The organism is Candidatus Symbiopectobacterium endolongispinus (genome assembly GCF_018777385.1).
In the GTDB taxonomy this organism is placed as follows: domain Bacteria; phylum Pseudomonadota; class Gammaproteobacteria; order Enterobacterales; family Enterobacteriaceae; genus Symbiopectobacterium; species Symbiopectobacterium endolongispinus.
The window spans coordinates 420,471-437,105 of record NZ_JAFJYB010000001.1 but is presented as its reverse complement, the minus strand read 5'-3'; the positions used below and the strand labels follow the sequence as shown (position 1 = coordinate 437,105).

At 47.7% G+C, this 16,635-nt stretch carries 13 protein-coding genes and 6 pseudogenes; 5 read left to right on the top strand and 14 right to left on the bottom strand.

Features of this window, described 5'->3' with window-relative positions; all coding sequences use genetic code 11:
• Positions 1-51: 51 nt before the first annotated feature.
• A pseudogene (locus tag JZM30_RS02190) lies at positions 52-620 on the top strand (recombinase family protein).
• A gap of 9 nt (positions 621-629) precedes the next feature.
• On the opposite strand, the gene JZM30_RS02185 reads toward JZM30_RS02190, so the two are convergent.
• The 6 genes and pseudogenes from JZM30_RS02185 to JZM30_RS24245 form a co-directional block, all read right to left on the bottom strand.
• Positions 630-1,271 (bottom strand): site-specific integrase, encoded by a 642-nt coding sequence (locus tag JZM30_RS02185; RefSeq protein ID WP_252317418.1) that lies wholly within the window; start codon positions 1,269-1,271, stop codon positions 630-632.
• Positions 1,272-1,804: 533 nt separating this feature from the next.
• Positions 1,805-2,788, bottom strand: coding sequence for a hypothetical protein (locus tag JZM30_RS02180; protein ID WP_252317417.1), 984 nt, complete (start codon positions 2,786-2,788; stop codon positions 1,805-1,807).
• Positions 2,789-3,073: 285 nt separating this feature from the next.
• Entirely contained in the window at positions 3,074-3,442 is a 369-nt protein-coding gene (locus JZM30_RS02175; protein ID WP_252317416.1) for a hypothetical protein, read from the bottom strand.
• 520 nt (positions 3,443-3,962) lie between these two features.
• Positions 3,963-5,163, bottom strand: a pseudogene (locus JZM30_RS02170) (IS3 family transposase).
• A 75-nt stretch (positions 5,164-5,238) separates the two neighbouring features.
• Positions 5,239-5,409, bottom strand: a complete 171-nt coding sequence (locus JZM30_RS24250) for a response regulator transcription factor (RefSeq protein WP_368858834.1) — start codon at positions 5,407-5,409, stop codon at positions 5,239-5,241.
• A gap of 216 nt (positions 5,410-5,625) precedes the next feature.
• Positions 5,626-5,856 (bottom strand): autoinducer binding domain-containing protein, encoded by a 231-nt coding sequence (locus JZM30_RS24245; RefSeq protein ID WP_368858833.1) that lies wholly within the window; start codon positions 5,854-5,856, stop codon positions 5,626-5,628.
• Positions 5,857-6,281: 425 nt separating this feature from the next.
• On the opposite strand from JZM30_RS24245, the pseudogene JZM30_RS02165 reads away from it, so the two are divergent.
• Positions 6,282-6,917: pseudogene (locus JZM30_RS02165) on the top strand (Tn3 family transposase); the annotation flags it as partial.
• 414 nt (positions 6,918-7,331) lie between these two features.
• Here the strand turns inward: JZM30_RS02165 and JZM30_RS02160 are convergent.
• The 5 genes and pseudogenes from JZM30_RS02160 to JZM30_RS02140 form a co-directional block, all read right to left on the bottom strand.
• Positions 7,332-7,988 carry a glutamine amidotransferase gene (locus tag JZM30_RS02160; protein ID WP_252317415.1) on the bottom strand — a complete coding sequence of 219 codons (657 nt, stop codon included), beginning with the start codon at positions 7,986-7,988 and terminating at the stop codon, positions 7,332-7,334.
• Between the two features lie 96 nt (positions 7,989-8,084).
• Positions 8,085-8,567, bottom strand: coding sequence for a YlaC family protein (locus tag JZM30_RS02155; RefSeq protein ID WP_252317414.1), 483 nt, complete (start codon positions 8,565-8,567; stop codon positions 8,085-8,087).
• A 246-nt stretch (positions 8,568-8,813) separates the two neighbouring features.
• Positions 8,814-9,438 (bottom strand): annotated as a pseudogene (locus JZM30_RS02150) (NAD(P)H-binding protein).
• On the bottom strand, positions 9,435-9,929 hold the full coding sequence (gene hutX, locus JZM30_RS02145) for a heme utilization cystosolic carrier protein HutX (RefSeq protein ID WP_252317413.1): 495 nt from the start codon (positions 9,927-9,929) through the stop codon (positions 9,435-9,437). Before hutX ends, JZM30_RS02150 begins: the two are co-directional and overlap by 4 nt.
• Before the next feature lie 12 nt (positions 9,930-9,941).
• Positions 9,942-11,170 (bottom strand): annotated as a pseudogene (locus tag JZM30_RS02140) (heme anaerobic degradation radical SAM methyltransferase ChuW/HutW); the annotation flags it as partial.
• Positions 11,171-11,596: 426 nt separating this feature from the next.
• Between JZM30_RS02140 and JZM30_RS02135 the strand changes: the two are divergent.
• The 3 genes and pseudogenes from JZM30_RS02135 to JZM30_RS02125 all read left to right on the top strand — a co-directional run bounded on the left by JZM30_RS02135 (position 11,597) and on the right by JZM30_RS02125 (position 13,753).
• Positions 11,597-12,097: pseudogene (locus JZM30_RS02135) on the top strand (TonB-dependent receptor plug domain-containing protein).
• Positions 12,094-12,633 (top strand): TonB-dependent receptor, encoded by a 540-nt coding sequence (locus tag JZM30_RS02130; RefSeq protein ID WP_252317412.1) that lies wholly within the window; start codon positions 12,094-12,096, stop codon positions 12,631-12,633. Before JZM30_RS02135 ends, JZM30_RS02130 begins: the two are co-directional and overlap by 4 nt.
• Positions 12,575-13,753, top strand: a complete 1,179-nt coding sequence (locus tag JZM30_RS02125) for a TonB-dependent receptor (RefSeq protein WP_252317411.1) — start codon at positions 12,575-12,577, stop codon at positions 13,751-13,753. Before JZM30_RS02130 ends, JZM30_RS02125 begins: the two co-directional genes overlap by 59 nt.
• A gap of 76 nt (positions 13,754-13,829) precedes the next feature.
• Here JZM30_RS02125 and JZM30_RS02120 read toward each other — a convergent pair whose 3' ends face one another.
• Genes JZM30_RS02120 through yrIlm form a run of 3 tightly spaced genes read right to left on the bottom strand, consistent with a single transcriptional unit; the run spans position 13,830 to position 16,396 of the window.
• On the bottom strand, positions 13,830-13,970 hold the full coding sequence (locus tag JZM30_RS02120; RefSeq protein WP_252317410.1) for a hypothetical protein: 141 nt from the start codon (positions 13,968-13,970) through the stop codon (positions 13,830-13,832).
• Entirely contained in the window at positions 13,963-14,382 is a 420-nt protein-coding gene (locus JZM30_RS02115) for an Ig-like domain-containing protein (RefSeq protein ID WP_252317409.1), read from the bottom strand. The genes JZM30_RS02120 and JZM30_RS02115 overlap by 8 nt, the downstream gene beginning before the upstream one ends.
• Positions 14,375-16,396, bottom strand: a complete 2,022-nt coding sequence (gene yrIlm / locus JZM30_RS02110; protein ID WP_286673471.1) for a YrIlm family inverse autotransporter adhesin — start codon at positions 16,394-16,396, stop codon at positions 14,375-14,377. Before yrIlm ends, JZM30_RS02115 begins: the two co-directional genes overlap by 8 nt.
• Positions 16,397-16,635: the final 239 nt, after the last annotated feature.

Genomic DNA, 16,635 nt, shown 5'->3' with positions numbered 1-16,635 from the left:
TTCGGATACGCATTATAATATTTACACCCATTTCGTACAGAAAATTTCATTATGTCACGAATTTTTGCCTATTGTCGGGTCTCTACTCTGGAACAGACTACCGAAAATCAACGTCGGGAAATCGAAACCGCTGGTTTTAGCGTCAAACCCCAGCGAATAATCGAAGAACAAATCAGTGGTTCGGTAGCGGCCGGTGAACGTCCTGGTTTTAACCGGTTGCTTGACCGACTGGAAAATGGCGATGTATTGATTGTCACAAAATTGGATCGTCTTGGTCGTAATGCGATGGATATCAGGAAAACAGTGGAGCAACTGGCCGGATCAGGTATTCGGGTGCATTGGGTGGCGTTGATTTGACCAGTCCGACGATGCAGGTGATTTCAGCGGTTGCTGAATTTGAACGAGACCTTTTACTCGAGCGCACCTATTCGGGGATAGCAAGAGCACGGGATGCAGGAAAACGCTTTGGGCGCCCACCGGTGTTAAATGAAGAACAAAAACAAAGGGTACTCGAACGAATTCAGTCTGGTGTAAGTATAAGTGCTATTGCCCGGGAATTCAGAACCACACGGCAAACGATTCTGAGAGTTAAAGTAAAACAGCAAATACCTACTGTTTAAAAAATAGTCTTAGCGTAGGATATTTTCCGTTTTCCAAGCGGACCCCTGATTTAACAGCATGTGCATAGCGAACGAGTGCCTGAATGTTTTTGGCGTCACCGCAATACTAAATGTCACACCGTCACGTTCGGCGCGTGCGATAGCTCGTTGTAACCAGCGTGAAATGGTGTCGTCGGATTCAGGCCATAACGGTTTACCTTTCGTTACCGCAAAACTTGTCAGGAACTGGCGCAGTCGCACCACAAAATTTCTATCCATTAAGGGCAGCGATCGATTTACGGTATCTCCATTTTTGGGACGTCCACGTCCACGTTGTCGCTGTTTTAGAGTACGCAACACAATAAAAGGGCGTTCTAATGGTTTGCCGTGTTCGTCATCGAGGTGAACATGCTCCGGACAGAGCGCCAACGCCTCATTGGGCCTTGCGCCCGTATTCCACAGTAATTCGAAGAAGGTTAACTGGCGCAGATCCAGCAGGTGAGCTAGTAGCACCGATACTTCCGGGGCAAGCAGATAGGCTGGGTAAACGCCAAGTAGTTGTGCTTGCCTGCGCATGGCAACAGCTACCTTAAAATTTACCGGGATCGTAGGGTAGTGGCCGCCAGTGACAAGCGCCGGTAATGGCAAACTGGTTTTCGGCAATTCTGACACACACCCCCTGTTTTTTCTCAGATTTCACGTAGCGCAAGATTCTTGCGATTTTTTAATTGGTGGTCACACAGTTATTACAACGTGCACACACGTAATATTCTACCCGCCGCGCACCGGGCGATCACCGCAATAAATAAATGACCGATCACCATAGGTGCGGAAGTTTCAACAGTATAGCGACTTTATCCGCAGCGGGTAATGTGGCTACCGTGCTGTAAAGTAAGGGTCTGAGAGCATGAAACACAACATATAGTAGTTCGGTCAGGTGCAATCGACACAAGATATAGGGTTAGGTGGCAGGGCGGGGATGCGGGGTTTTCACGGTTTTTCCGCAAAACGTATAAAGCGAGAAAACCAAGCGCCGGGAAGCGGTGCGTCAGTCGTCGTTACCCGCCGTTTACCACAATCGCTTACCCACTGTCTTACTGGCCCCCTCTTGGTGGGGGAGCCAGCACAGCCAGTGTCGCTCATGCTGGAAAACGGGGATAACGATTAACAAGCGTTAAAGTATATTAGCGGTAGAATAAAACTGCTTAAATACTCTTTTTAATAAAGCGACCATTAAATTTACTTTCATATTTTTCTTTTATGGATAACAGTCTTTTATCTATATAAGTACGATGCTCCGCCTTAAATCCTGTTATTTTCATCAAAGCCTGTGTGGTTAGATACTGCTCCGCTGTACTGTCACACGTATAAATAAGTAATTCTAAGTTTTCGACTTTCTCAAAATTAATAATGTCGTATTGGTAAATATCAAGAAGCTGTCTAAATTCTTCTTTTCGGTCAATGCGTTTTATGTATGATTTTAATTTTGGCGTTTTTATTTCTACAATGTCAGAAGGTGATAATGAAATAAAACCATTGGGGAATTTTTTAAGAAGAATAATATTTTGTAATAGTTTTTCCATATCCATCTGAAATGGCAGTGATTTTAGCTTACCAAGAGGGGATTTGATCCACTGTTCTGTATCATCTTCTTCTGAATCAGAATTACTATTTTTGATGTATTGAACGTCAACATAGATTTCCCAATTGTTGGTTCTTTGAGATATATTCAAAAAAGATAAAACATCATTGGGCATGGTCTTGTAAATACGGTCTATGGATTCTTTAATTCTTTTGGCATTCTCTTCTAAGTCTATAAACTCTTTGGCTGTTTCTATTTTGTTGGAAAGAAACCCTGACATTTTTTCAATAGCGTGGCGTCGGGCTAATTCTTCGATAACTCTGTTACGCTCAGATATAAATGTGCTGCTGGCATTGAAATAGTTCGCGGCGCAATCGCACCCTATTAAAGCTTCTACGCCATCATTGTTCACGCCTAACCAGCCGTTATTGTGTTTTTGATGGCATAAACCCTTATCGGTTCTGATCTGACAAATATATTTCTCTGGAAATGAATATCTGCCAACTAATCGTTTGAAATTTTTGGGGCTGATTTCACAATCGGGGTTGAAAGTAGGGCGGGTACGGATATCTCCATAACGAAAAAAATGTTCCGACTTTTCAGTCATATCAGTTCCTTTACAAGATGAGTTGCTGTTTTTATAACCAGCACTGAGAGAATATACACCTTGTTTAAGAGTTGTTCAAGCAAGGGTGGTGGTTTCTTCATCGCAAAACACAATATGTAGGGTGTTTGGTTTCATCATAGCTATATGTTGTAGCTTGAGGATGTTGAAGGTGGGGCTGTACTGTCTGTGTTCTGCCACTATCTTAAAGTGCGGGACTTTGACAGTTTTACCGCACAACCGTAAAGAGTGAGAAAACAATGCACCGGAAAGCGGTGCCGTAGCATCTTAATGGATGTTGGGATTACGCCAGATGGGGTAGAGAGCAGGAAAGCCTTCAATGTGTAAAGGAGAGCCTTTATCAATATAACCCCAGCGTCTGATTAACGTTCGCGTGCTAAATTTCGTACATTCTGCATAGCAAGGTGTATTGTTTTTGTCCAGTATCGCATTCATTGTAGTGAATAACTGACTCACTTCATGACCTCCACGGTGCGAGCGTATTACCGCAAGAAGAGAAATATAATAGTGAGGTGGGCTTTTGGGATGGTAGTAGTCGAGTCCGTCTATCAGTTTCATCGCCATTTCATAGCGGTTGCCACATGCAACCCGCAATTGTGTATTGATTGCACTATGTTTCTGACTGGTCATTTCCATCGCGTCGGGCCGGAAATAAAGCAGAGCACCTGTGCCATTTTCTGTAAGAAGCGTACCTCCATAATCGAAAGCAAGATCAACGTAAATACGAAAAACTCATGTAGCTTTTCAATACGACTTTCTGTATCGGGAAAGATAATTTGGTGTACAGGTTCTGTTGAGAATTCTGTAGCTAGCAGGTTACAAACCCTGTCCAAGTCGCTTTTCTTTGCATGTCTACATGTCATACAGGTCAATTCTTTTAAATAAAGTTAAAATGTAAAATGGATAATATTAAAATTTTATTGAAATGACAATCTAATGGCAGCTATGCATTCATGATGTTAGTTGGTTATGTGTTTATATGTACTTGTGATGGGCATATAATGCACAATCAATCGAAAGTATGTTTCGGAGATAAAGACACTAAATTAAGCTCAGAAGATAAACTAATATCCTGTTTTGCGTTCTTGACGCCCATTTTTTTACCACGTTCCCTATGTGTGGATTTGCCCCTATATTTCCAGACGCAAGATCACTCTTAAGTTAGCGATTCTCGCTGGCGACGATACTCTCGTGGTGAGCGATACCCCAGCGCGTTGTGTGGATGCTTCTCGTTATAGTGCTCGAACGCGATAGCCAGGTTTTTCAATGCCACTTGCTGATTCGGTTTGGGCATTATACTGATATAGTCGCGCTTCATCGTCTTCACGAAGCTCTCAGCCATTCCATTGCTTTGTGGACTCCTCACTGCCGTTGTCCTCGTTTCAAGATTCAATAGATGACCGAACGCCCTCGTTTCCTTCGCTGTGTAACAGGGGCCGTTATCGCTCAGGAACTCGATGGGGACCTCTGGAAGCCCATTTCCGAACCGCTTACTGACGCTGTTTACCATCACATCCATCACGATTTCACTGGTGTACCCGCCATTTGTCGCTATACAGTCCAGCGCCTCACGGTCACAACAGTCAAGCGCGAACGTGACACGCAGCTTATCGCCATTATCGCAGTTGAACTCGAAGCCATCCGAGCACCACCTGAGGTTACTTTCAGCAACCGCAACCCTGCCGTTGTGACTTCGCTGCTCTTTAGTAACGCCCTTTCTATCCAGTAACAGATGATTGTCGCGCATTACTCTGTAGACCCTTTTGGCATTAACTATCGCAAGCCTATCCTGCTGGCTTTCATCACGCAGTAATGCCCAGACTCGTCTGTAGCCATAGGTCGGCAATTCAGCAGTATGATGCCGTATTCTGCTGATAAGCTCAGCATCGTTGTGGTTAGGCTTCTGTCGGCGATCCTGCCACTCGGCAGAGCTTAGAAGATAAACCGATAACTGCGCACGCGACACATTAAGAGCGCGGCTGACCTGTGTCAGTCCGAATCCCCGGGCAGCAAGGGCGCGTGCGCTATCCATTTTTTTGCCCGGCCGTACTCCACGGCTTCTTTGAGGAGCTCAACCTCCATCGTTTTTTCCCCAGCAGCCGTTGCAGCTCTTTAATCTGCTTCATGGCAGCAGTGAGTGCAGAGGCCGGAACCACTTCTTCTGAGGCACTGACAGCAGTGAAGCTGCCATTCTGATACTGCCGGCGCCAAGTAACTACCTGATTAGGATTGATGCCGTGCAGGCGAGCCACGTGAGATACTGTCATCTTGGGCTCCATAGTCTGCTGAACAATAGCGATTTTTTCCTGAGCGGTACGCCGATGGCGGCGTTCAGGCCCTGACAGAACTGAGATCATTTTTTCGTTGTGACCGGTATTAAACATAGTTTTTAGACTACCTCTTATTTTAAGAGTGTCTATCTGTCTGGGGATCTAAGGGGCCAATCTAATGTGATATTTAACTGTACTGACCGATATATGGAGGTGGTGAGATATTTCAGGGTAGCTTTTCCCTCGAGTGCATAAGTAAAGTATTTCAGACTCTCGTATAGAAAGCGGTTTAATGCTATTTGTGTCTTTGTCACAATATGCTTTGAGCAACATATCATGGGTGTTAATCAATAACGATTGAAGTTCGCATTGATTTTTTTAATTATTATCCCTGTGTTTTCCATTAAACATTTATCTATGTGCAGTGATAACACAGCAAGATTATTTTTATGATCATGAAGTACAAAAGCATAGTCACTAACTATGTTATAAGGTTTAACCGGATCAAAGACACTTTTAATAGTCCATTGTGAATTTATTTTTATGTTTTCATCCCATGAAAATAGATGTTATACGGTTTAGTGCGTTGATAATGATTGGATCAATGTTTTGCGTGTTTTTATTGAGATAACTGGCAATAAGTTTTCCAGGTAAGTTGCTGATTAATGTAATTTTATTGTTTTTTACTTTATTCATTATTGCATAAACGTATTTGATAATTCCATATTTTGCGATTTTTTGATCTAAATAATCCTTTATGTATCTGTTTTTTAGTATCACTGTAAAAATTAGCACTCATGAAATAATCTCTTTCCGTGACATTTAAATCGAGGGAATATGAAAAATAGGCTACTATTTTGTTAAGTGTCAGAGTCTAGTGTTTATCACGGCATCGTTTTAAGCGATATGTAAAACTACCGATTGTTTAACAAGTGTTTAGTAGGTTTTATGTTGGCGGCGTTATGGCATATGTGTTATTGGAACAAGTTGGGTCACTGTGCTTGGTGTCTTGTACTGCATAGGTGTGTATGTGCAGGACTTTACCTGTTTCTCCGCAAAAACAGATAGACATAAAATCAGAAGTACAGTAGAGTACATAAAAATACATATTAATCATGATGGACAAATGAGTAATACCGGATTCGCTACAAGGCTCGTTAACACTCATACCAAGATTGGTATGAGTCAGGCGTCATTAGCACAAGCGGATTTTTATTCATGGAAAGGCTGAGCGATATCCGGGACTTCAATCTGTGATATCCACAACCCAACTGAATCTTAAAGATATTGAGACGTACTGGAATGAGGTACTTCGCCTCGCAAGCTCGATAAAACAGGGGACAGTTACCGCATCGCTGATGATGAAAAAACTTGCAAGTTATCCTAAACAGAATGGCCTTGTAAAGGCATTGAGGGAAATCGGACGCATCGAGCGGACACTGTTTATGCTGGACTAGTTCCGAGATCCATCACTGCGCCGACGCGTACAGGCGGGGCTGAATAAAGGTGAAGCCCGGAATGCGCTTGCACGAGCGGTCTTTATGCACCGGTTGGGGGAGGTCAGAGATCTGGGGCCGGAGAATCAGAACTACTGGGCTAGTGGTTTGACGTTGCTGACTGCGGTGATCTCCCTGTGGAATACGGTATATATAGAAAGAGCCATAGATTCCCTGAGACGAAAAGGGCTCCCTATTAATGAACAACTTATTTCTCATTTGTCCCCGCTGGGATGGGAGCACATCAATCTGAGTGGGGATTACGTTTGGCGGACAAACCTTAAGCTGGGACAGGGTAAATACCGTTCGTTACGCTCAGTAGATAGTGGTCTGTACAAAAAATAGGCTTAGCGTAGGATATTTTCCGTTTTCCAAGCGGACCCCAAATAGTGCGTCGTATCACAATTAATGATAATAATTATCAATAGCATCAAGGGCGCGCCCTCTTTTCGTTATATAATTTTTTACATATCGTTTTTTGCGAAAAAATAGCGAAATTCAAAATCAAACAAATCAAAAAGTAATAACGAATTCTCGGATTTTATTAATGCCGTATTGATGTTGAAGGGAGGAGAACGCAATTATGCTGCACAAGGAAGGGGATTTATTAAATAAACGGATTGGATTATTGCAACCCGTTATTATCTTTCAATACGGCTGGTTGTTGCCTGTTAAGCCGCAGGTATGAAGCTCGCATCGCGATCATCAATTTGTGCCACAAAATCGAGCAATAGTCGACGCGGCCAGAGTGGTTCCCGCTCAAGCTGGAGCAACCATCAACATCATGCCCAGCGGCCCGTAATGCATTGGCACTGTTACGCACACATTGCACATGATCGCGGCGGTAAATTCCGGGTGGAACTGCACCGAAAGCGCATGGGGGCCATAGCGTAAAATCTGGCAACCATCCTGTTCTGAATAGGCCAACACCTGAGCTCCCGGAGGTGGGATCAGTACCGATTGCTGATGTGTCAAATAAGCGTCAAAGTGTGCGGGGTGATCGCGCAGCAACGGGTCGTTCACTCCCTGCGCTGTCAGCGTCACCGTTTGCAGCCCAATTTCTTTTCCCTTGGGATTATCAGCAACCGTTCTACCAAGCACATCCGCCAACAGTTGGTGTCCATAGCATACGCCCAACAAGGGCAGTTGAGCCTGATACGCCTCACGTAGCCAGGCCGCCGTTGGCTCGCTCCAGTCTAACCGGTCAGTAACCATCGACCAGGAACCACTGATCACCGCTCCGGCAACCGCGTCAGGCTGAGGTAAGCGTTCCCCACACTCAGGGCGAACTACCAGCAGCTCACGCGGCTCTGCGGCCAGTGCAGCACTAAACCAGAGGCCTTGTTCACCAACCGCTTGGACAATCGGCTGCGGCGGCACGCCCATTTGAATAATCAATAACGGCTTTTTATCCATGTTATGCTTACCTGCTTTTCAATACGTTGATCGTTACCGCTATTCCTTTTGAACCCTACCATGCCGCCGAAACACTGTCACGAGACGAGCATCTGGTCACACCGCCGAACCCTGTGACTTCAGATACACCAGCGCATACACATCAAAAAAAGTCACTTTCCCCTTGGCCTGCTGAATCTGCGCCACGTCCTGCTTCACCTCGGGGGTAACCTCTGCGCTAGATTGAATTTGTGCGTACGCTTGTTGCGAAATACTGTGCTTATTAAACCACTCGCCGTTATAGCAGACGCGCAAATCCATCTGGTCAATATCGTCAAAGTGGTAGCGAGGACTCACATGACAGGAAAGCCACAGTGACACGCCCAGCACAAACAGCGTGAACCCCACCACATACCCGCTACCGAAATAGTCGGCAAACCCCAAAATCAGCATCACCGGGAGGTAGCACAGCAACATGCCGCCAAAAAGATAAGGGTGTTTACGGATAAAACCGGGATTAAAGCGGATCTTGTTATCGCGCTTCTCTTTACGATTGAGCCGTTCTATATCATCACTCAGAATACGTTTAATCTCATCCATCGGGATACTTCCTCTCCTCGCCGCCGGATTCGTCATATCGACGCGCACCATGCTACGCCGTTATCTATCAGTATAGTCGCACCGGCGTTAACGAAAAAATAACATTTCGGCCAAACCAGAGAACACGACGACAAGACGAAAGGGAAATCGCTGGTTTGTCAAAGAGAACGTTGTTTACCAAAGAGATGTCATTGCGTGTACCGTCACAGCGGCGCACGCAATAAAAACGACGGTAGGGCTGCGAAACTAGCGTACCGCAGGCATTTCAAGATCGGGATCGATCAGGTTGTAGATTTGATTGCCAAATACCGGTTGCAGCAGCAGTTTCTCCAACGCGAATGCCACATCCTGACGTGAGATAAGCCCCCAATGTTGCAGGTCCTTGCGTCAGTTGGCCGTTATGTGTCGCAACCACATCCAGCAGCCCACCAGGACGAACAATGGCGTAATCGAGCAAACTGCTTTGCAACCGGCATTCCGCCAGCGATTTCTCTCTCACCGCCAGACCAAAGGCGACTTTCGCCCGCGCGGAGAGCAACGGCCAACCCTCACCACAGCCCAGTGAAGTCACCAGCAGCATACGCTTCAGGCCAGCCTGTTCTGCGCCATCGATGAGCGTTCGGTGTCCCAGATAGTTCACCGAGCCGCCGCCCAGCGTGGAGACAATTACCGCATCCGACCCTGCCATCCGGCAGGCTTCTGCAACCACCGCGGGCTCACAGGCATCGCCCTCTACCACGGTTACGCCCTGCTCACGCCAGTGTCTGGCCTGTTCACTGTCGCGCAAAACCAGAATAACCGACGCCAGTGCACGCTGCAGCAGGCACGCGCCAACGCCGCTGCCCGCACCGAACAGCAACCAGGGCGTCACGCTGCCACCGCCCGCAGTTCATCGGCCAGCAAACGGAATGCGATAACCTGATGCGCCAGCAGTTGACGGTGATCGTCGCGGCCCAGGAAAATTTTGAACATGGCATCACCCGACGCATTGAAAAACACAACGGAAGCGGTATCCATCCCCATAAACTTACGCTCAATAAGTGCGATGTGCTCGCAGCGAGTGGCACGTATATGGCCACTTAGTCCATTTTTACCACGCAGGTTAAAATAACCGTGGCGATGCGTTCCGGTCGGCAACACGCTCTTGAATTCCAGAATGGCATCAGCCGTGTGACTGATAAGCGTCACTTCCCCCCACTGGGTAATAGTATCCCACACGCGATCGAACTGTTCCCCCGCAACCAGTGTACGCTGTACTTCCGGCAATGCTTCGGTAACCGCAAACAGACTGGCCTGGTATTGTTCCGCGATCGCCTCTAAGGCGCCATCCGGATTTGTCGCCAACAATTCTTGTAGAGTCATTATCTTCTTCCCTTAATGAGGCAATGATTCCCCAGCATTGAGCTGAGGGATAAGCTGTTGTAGCGTCTGCATCAGATTATTTGCCCAGAAACGTCCATCGTTGGTTAACCGTAGGAAGGTTGACGCATCGCGGGTTAACCCGGCTTCATGCCATTGGCGCAGTAGCGGTGTCAGCACATCTGCCTGCGGTGTAAGCAGCGGCAGGGCAACACGGCCAATTTCAATACCGGCTTGCAAGCGGTGCTGCCAGGCTCCGGCTTTACTGGCTGGCGTCATCATCGCGATCGGTTTCTCACCATTATCCAGCTTCGCGTAGTAGCGTTCCAAATCGCGCTCCATCATATACGCCTGGCCGTTGACGTTGCCGCCAGCGCCGCTGCCCATTGCTAGACAGTCAGCACCTTGTTTAATAAGCAGGTTATAGAGATTGCGTTCCCGGGTGGTTTTTGCCCAGTGGCTGTTGCTCAACTGATGCCAGCCTGCATTAGCCAGGAAGTCGGCCCCGGTGTGATAAAAATCGCGCCGTTCCATTACTTCCGGCAGCGTCACACGCTGGTTCTCTGCCGCTTTTGCCAGCGGAGTGGTCGGTAACAGGTTCAAAGCATAAAGATCGACACCGTCCAGCGGCAGATCGCTGACAATCGCTAAATCTTCGCGCCAGCTTTCTGCGGTTTGTCCCGGTAAACCGAACATCAAATCACACACCACGGCAGCCTTGTCACGGCTACACAGGTTTTCCAAAAAGTGGATGAGTTGCTGGCGGTCAAACAGGCGTCGATTCGCTCGTCATCAAACCCGGCGCTGCGGCCCTCAATGGTTATTTCGCAGTCGGGCGCCAGCGGCAAAGAGGTCCGGATGGCACGAATAATCTGCGACAGTTCGTCAGCGGACAGCTCCGTCGGCGTGCCACCGCCAAAATAGACCGCATGAATGGGCGCGGACTGATGCAGCGTACTTTCCGCTTCCAGCGCCAGCTCCTGTAGCAGATAGCGGGTATAGGCAGCGGTGCTGTCATCGCGCAACTTGTTCTGATATAAGCCGCAAAAAGTGCAGTGCGTGGCACAGAAAGGAATGTGTAAATAGAGCAGACGCTTGCGCGCCGGCACCGTTTGCTGACGCAAGGTTTGCCAGATTGCGGCAATCTGCTCTGGAGAAAGCGGTACATGATTACGCCAAGGCATCGCCATACGCCGTGCGGAGAACGGTTGCTCGCCGGGCTGGGCGTAATACGGCGTTAAATCAAATGTTCATCTCTTCTTTCATCCTTTCCACTTCTACAACGGTAAAAAGATTAGATGATAACTATTTGTATTTAGCAACACGCCCCGACGTGAATTGCGGACCAAACAGAAACCCGGCTCAAAACTTACGGTTGCATTAACGCATTTTTCGCTTTTTTGTAAAAAACAGAATCCAGCCAAAACGTTAAAAAACAATTAAAATCAATATATTAAAAATAAAAGTTAATAATGTTGTTACATCAATGATAAATATTGTCACTTCATTAAGTTTATTTAATTTAAGTAAATACACAAAAATCAAGTGATTATTAAAAATAATTCATGACATTCATCACATAAATATAAAAATATTCTGATCAAAAGTTTCATTTGAAATACAATAATTCGCAATGCAAATGAGAATTGTTTTCTTTTCAGGGATAACAAATGAAAAAAATAATGACGCACACAGCGGTATGTTTACTGTCGCTAATTTATAGCCATACCTCACTGGCTGCCGGACAGGAAGACGAAATCACGGTTATCAGCGCCGGGCGCACTGAACAAAATCTGTGGGAAAGCCCAGTCAGTATGCAGGTTATCGACCGTGAAAAACTGAGCCGATTTACCGGCGATCAGATGGCGGAAGCGCTGCGGGATATTCCCGGGGTGGATATTGTCGACAGTTCGTTGGCCGGGCGTAAGCAGATTCGTATTCGTGGCTAAGAAGCCTCGCGCGTGTTGGTGCTTATTGATGGGCAGGAAGTGACCTATCAGCGCGCCGGACCAAATTACAGTCTGGGCCTGCTGATCGATCCGTCTTATGTCGAGCGCGTGGAAGTGGTGAAAGGGCCACACTCAGTGCTTTACGGCTCCCAGACCATTGGCGGGATTATCAATTTACCCGCAAAGGCGGAGACTCGCCCATCGGTAGCAAAATTAAGGTGATGTATGACAGCGCGACCGCAGGCTGGCAACAATTAGCGATTGCTTACGGTTCACTTGGGGATTTCGAATATCGCCTGAGCGGCAGCTACAGCGATCAGGGTAATCGCAGCACGCCGGATGGCCGCCTGCCCGGTACCGATTTTCGTAACAACAGCCAATCCGCCTGGCTGGGCTATCGCCTCGGAGACCATAAGTTCTGGCTGTCGTTGGACCGATATAAAGTCAGCACTCAGACCTACAACAGCTCCACCGAATATGACAGCTTCAGCGTGCGTATTCCCAATTTGGAACGCGATAAAATCGGTCTGTTCTACGACTGGAACGTGGGCAACAGCCTGCTGAAAAAAGTGCATCTGGATGCCTACCGACAGAACATCAAGCGGGAATTCCGCAAAGATTTGGTACAGAGCGGCGTTGACTACAGCTACCAAGGTTGGGCAATGACAGATTCTGTGATGGCATTGAAAACCGGCACCAATGATAAACAAGTTAGCGACGGTATCACGGTGCAAACCGATCTCACCCCCCTGGGATAATCACCTGCTGATTGTCAGCGGGCAGTGGTCACGCGATGATGTTAAGCAAATCGCATCAACCAACGTCAATATTGGAAAGACGATCAGCTTCTTAGGCAGCCCGTACAACATCAATATCAATCCAAATATCAACTCTTATGCCCACTGGCAGCAAACGCACTGGTCATTATTTGCTCAAGATGAATGGAAAGTCACCCCGGATTGGACCTGGACCTTGGGCGCTCGCCAATACTGGGTAGAATCACTCTCTTATGGTAGCACCAGTAATGGCATTATTACTCGCTACGGCTTCCCTGCCATGATTGGCGTAAACGGTTCTGTTAACACCAACAGCGCTAAAGCTGGCCAGCGCGAACACGACAGCACTACCGTGACCACGCTGCGCTATTCGGGCTTTACCAATACACAATTACGCGCTTCTTATGCGCAGGGTTACGTTTACCCAACCTTAACCCATAAGTTCTACGATACCAGCGCAGGTGGTAGCACCACGTACGGTAACCCGAATCTGAAAGCGGAGCGTTCGGACAACTATGAACTCGGCGCTCGCTATAAAAATGCAGACTGGTTGCTGGACGGTGCCGTGTATCACTCACGCGCTAAAGATTATATCACCACGCTCAACTGTGCAGGCAACGCTGCCTGCGCCGGCAGCACCGATGCCAGCAGTCGCTATTATGCGAACGCCAATCGAGCGAAAACCTACGGACTGGAACTGCATGCGGAATATCTGGGCTGGGCAGTATCCCCTTATGTCACTGGGAATGTGATTCGCCGCGAACTGGAATTGGAAAACCGCAGCACCTTTGACACTGGCGAACCTACACTGACCGGGCACTTTGGTGTGAAGCATGTCGCCCTGTTCAACCAGTTCTCACTGGGGTCAGATGCCTTCCTGCGTGCAGCAACGCGTGCCACAGACAGCACCGCCGATCAGGAAACCCAGCATGTTGGTTGGGCAACGGCCAATCTGGCGTTTATCGCCACCTTCGGCAAGGATGACCAATATCAGGTGAACTGGGCGCTGAACAACCTGCTGTACAAACGCTACACCACCGCGCATGAAAGCATTCCGGCCTCAGGGTTAAGCACGGTGATTGGCGCTTCCATGGCATTCTGAGGGAAATAACATGTTAAGGGTGATATCTGCGCTGTTTATCAGTTGCCTGGCATGTAGCCTATCCGCACAGGAAACATCAACTCCAGCACGCATCGTAGTCGCTGGCGGTGCTTTGGCGGAAATCGTCTATGCCGTAGGGAGCGGCAGCACAGTTGTAGGGGTGGATCAAACCACCACCTACCTGCCCGAAACACAAACGCTCGCCAAGGTCAGCCACTGGCAGCAGCTAAACGTGGACGGCATGCTGTCTTTGCAGCCCTCGCTGCCGAGCTATTATCGGCGATAAAGACAGGATTTAAATAGTTGTAAGGGCCATAAGTACCATTGATATACGTTCTTAAACTCATTGAGTTAGCGCCCGCAACCTTGCTTTTGAAGCGATGGGTAGAGATGCCGTCAGCATCAGTCCGCGTTGAACCTAAATGTTGGGCAGCGCCGCCCCAGCTTGCTGATACCGTAACGCCTTCAACCGCATTGCCATTTGCATCGATAACGCGAGAACGCAGCTCAACATAGTCGTCATCATCAGCAATAGCGTTGTCTTTTTCTACCCAGGCGCGTTCAATCACAGCAGTGTTAATATCACCGTTAAACCTTGAGTTTTTCTCTTGTGTGCTGGAGCTATTCACCGAGGTTATCACCTGGCACCAGACTTGTCAGTGTGGTCTGCGCCACGCCGCTCTCATCCGTCTGGACCGCAGGAATCGTTAACGTCGCGCTACCACTCGTTACCGCAAAGGTCACGGTGATATCCGAAACCAAATTGCCGTTTCCGTCTTTCACCACTGCTTTCAGTGCATTGCTCTGCTCGGTGTTTGCTGCCGCACCGCTACCCACTGTAAAGTCCGCATCGGCTATCGTTGCCGTGCTGTGATCGGCGATGAACAGCGTGTTTACCGTTTGATCCTTGCCGTTTACCGTCGCCGTCACCACGCTGGTACCTGCCCTGGTACTGGTTAGTGTCGCCGTGGCGATACCGTCCGCGCCGGTGGTGCCAATCACCGTGGTCACGCTCGCGCCATTGTCGACCGCAAAGGCCACCGTCTGATCCGCCACCGCGTTACCGCTCGCATCCGTCACCCGCGCCTGCACCGCGTTGCTCGCCGTGCCGTTCGCCAGCGCGTTATTTGTCGTTATTGTCAAATTGGCTTCAGTAATGCCAGCTGTACTTGGCTCTACGGAAATTTGCAGCGTTGAGCGAGAGGAAGCATTTCCCCGACTGTCATAGGCTACCGCCGTTACCGTATAGACATTACTTTTGCTATTGCGTGCTGATTGATATGGGGGCAATGTCATTACCACAGACTGCGGTGAAACCTGCGTAAACTCACCGCCAGCCGCAACGAGTGCGCTACTGTCCCACTCGATACGATCAAGGCCATGCTGGCTGTCAACCTGCGCATTCACTGTTACCATTGCCCCTGCTTCACCGTTAATCTGAGCAGGAAGGGCCTGGCGAATAACATCCTGTTTCTGGTATTCCAGCACGATATTATTATTACGCTCGACCAGATCGTGACGGCTGCCCGCCAAGGTACGAATCGATGCTACCGCAGAAGGATCGATATGCGACTGCCAGGACGACCCAAGGCGATAATTGAACTGTAGGTTAAGGCTACTGTCAGATTGTCCGCCTTTACCAGCGCGATGTTCAGCCCCCACGGTAAATAACGGGATCGGAGTATAATTAAGTCCTGTCGTCATGGCATACGGATCTTTCTGGCGATTATTTTTACCGAACAACGCGACATCATTGCCACGATAGTGCTCATACATGAGTTTACCCCCCAACTGCGGGTAGGCCGGTAAATAGGCTTCTGCACGCACATCATAACCGTTTGCGGGACGCTCATAATAATCAACAAAGTCACGCGACTGATGCCAATCGGTTAGGCCAAAATAGCTGTTTGCGGACAATTTTACGTAGTCAGCCCAAGCTTCTGCGCCTACACCAACCCGGCGATTTTTTCCGGTAATATCATTATCAAAAAAGGTATTAACACCGTACATCCAATTATCTTGAAAAGTACGGTAGCCAATACCCGCATTTAAGGTATTACGGCTATCTTTATTGCGCGCGCCTAACTGAGTAAACAACATGTTTTTATTGTTATCTTTTAAAGGCACCAGAACGTCTACCGCACTGCCATCGAATTTGAAATCATCATTGACGTTTAGCTGTACACGGGCAGTGCCGTACTGACTCAGCCACTGCTGGGCAGAATTGTTGATTTCGCTATTGGCTGCGGAGAGCGCCATCTGCTCTGCTGATTTGGCGGTATTTTTACTGGATAGCATCGTAGCCCCTGCCACCGCCTGGCTTTCGAGCCGATTTTCTGTCTCAACAGGCTGTTGGTTGTCTATAGAGAAAGGGGAGCGCTTACGCGGAATTTCAACTTCATCGCCCGCTGTCAGGGCTGAAAAGGGTTTAGAAAACGTTCTGTACTGGTTGATTTTTTGTAGTTCTTCAACAGAAACTCCATATCTTTTTGCAATGGCATCAACTGTTTCCCCCGGACCTAACACATACGATTCAGTATCTGAAAAAGTATGCGTGGAAGCGGCAATAGCCGCAGCCATCGCCGGAGAAAAAGAAATACTCAGTGGAAATAGCAATTGGAAAAAGATATTTACCCACACCATCACGGTGACTTTGCGAGGAACGCTTTGCTTAAACTTTCTTTTCTTGTAAATAAAATAGTTGTATGACATATGTTAACACTCAGACTAAATAAAAAAACCAAACAAATAAGAAGCGGTAAAGGTTAGCCTTTGAGTTTTAACAAAACAAGAAATAAGTTCAATCGAATAATATTTTTAGGAATTTGACTTCATTGCGGCTGAAATATATTTATAATTAATCTCAATTCATTAAAAAACTT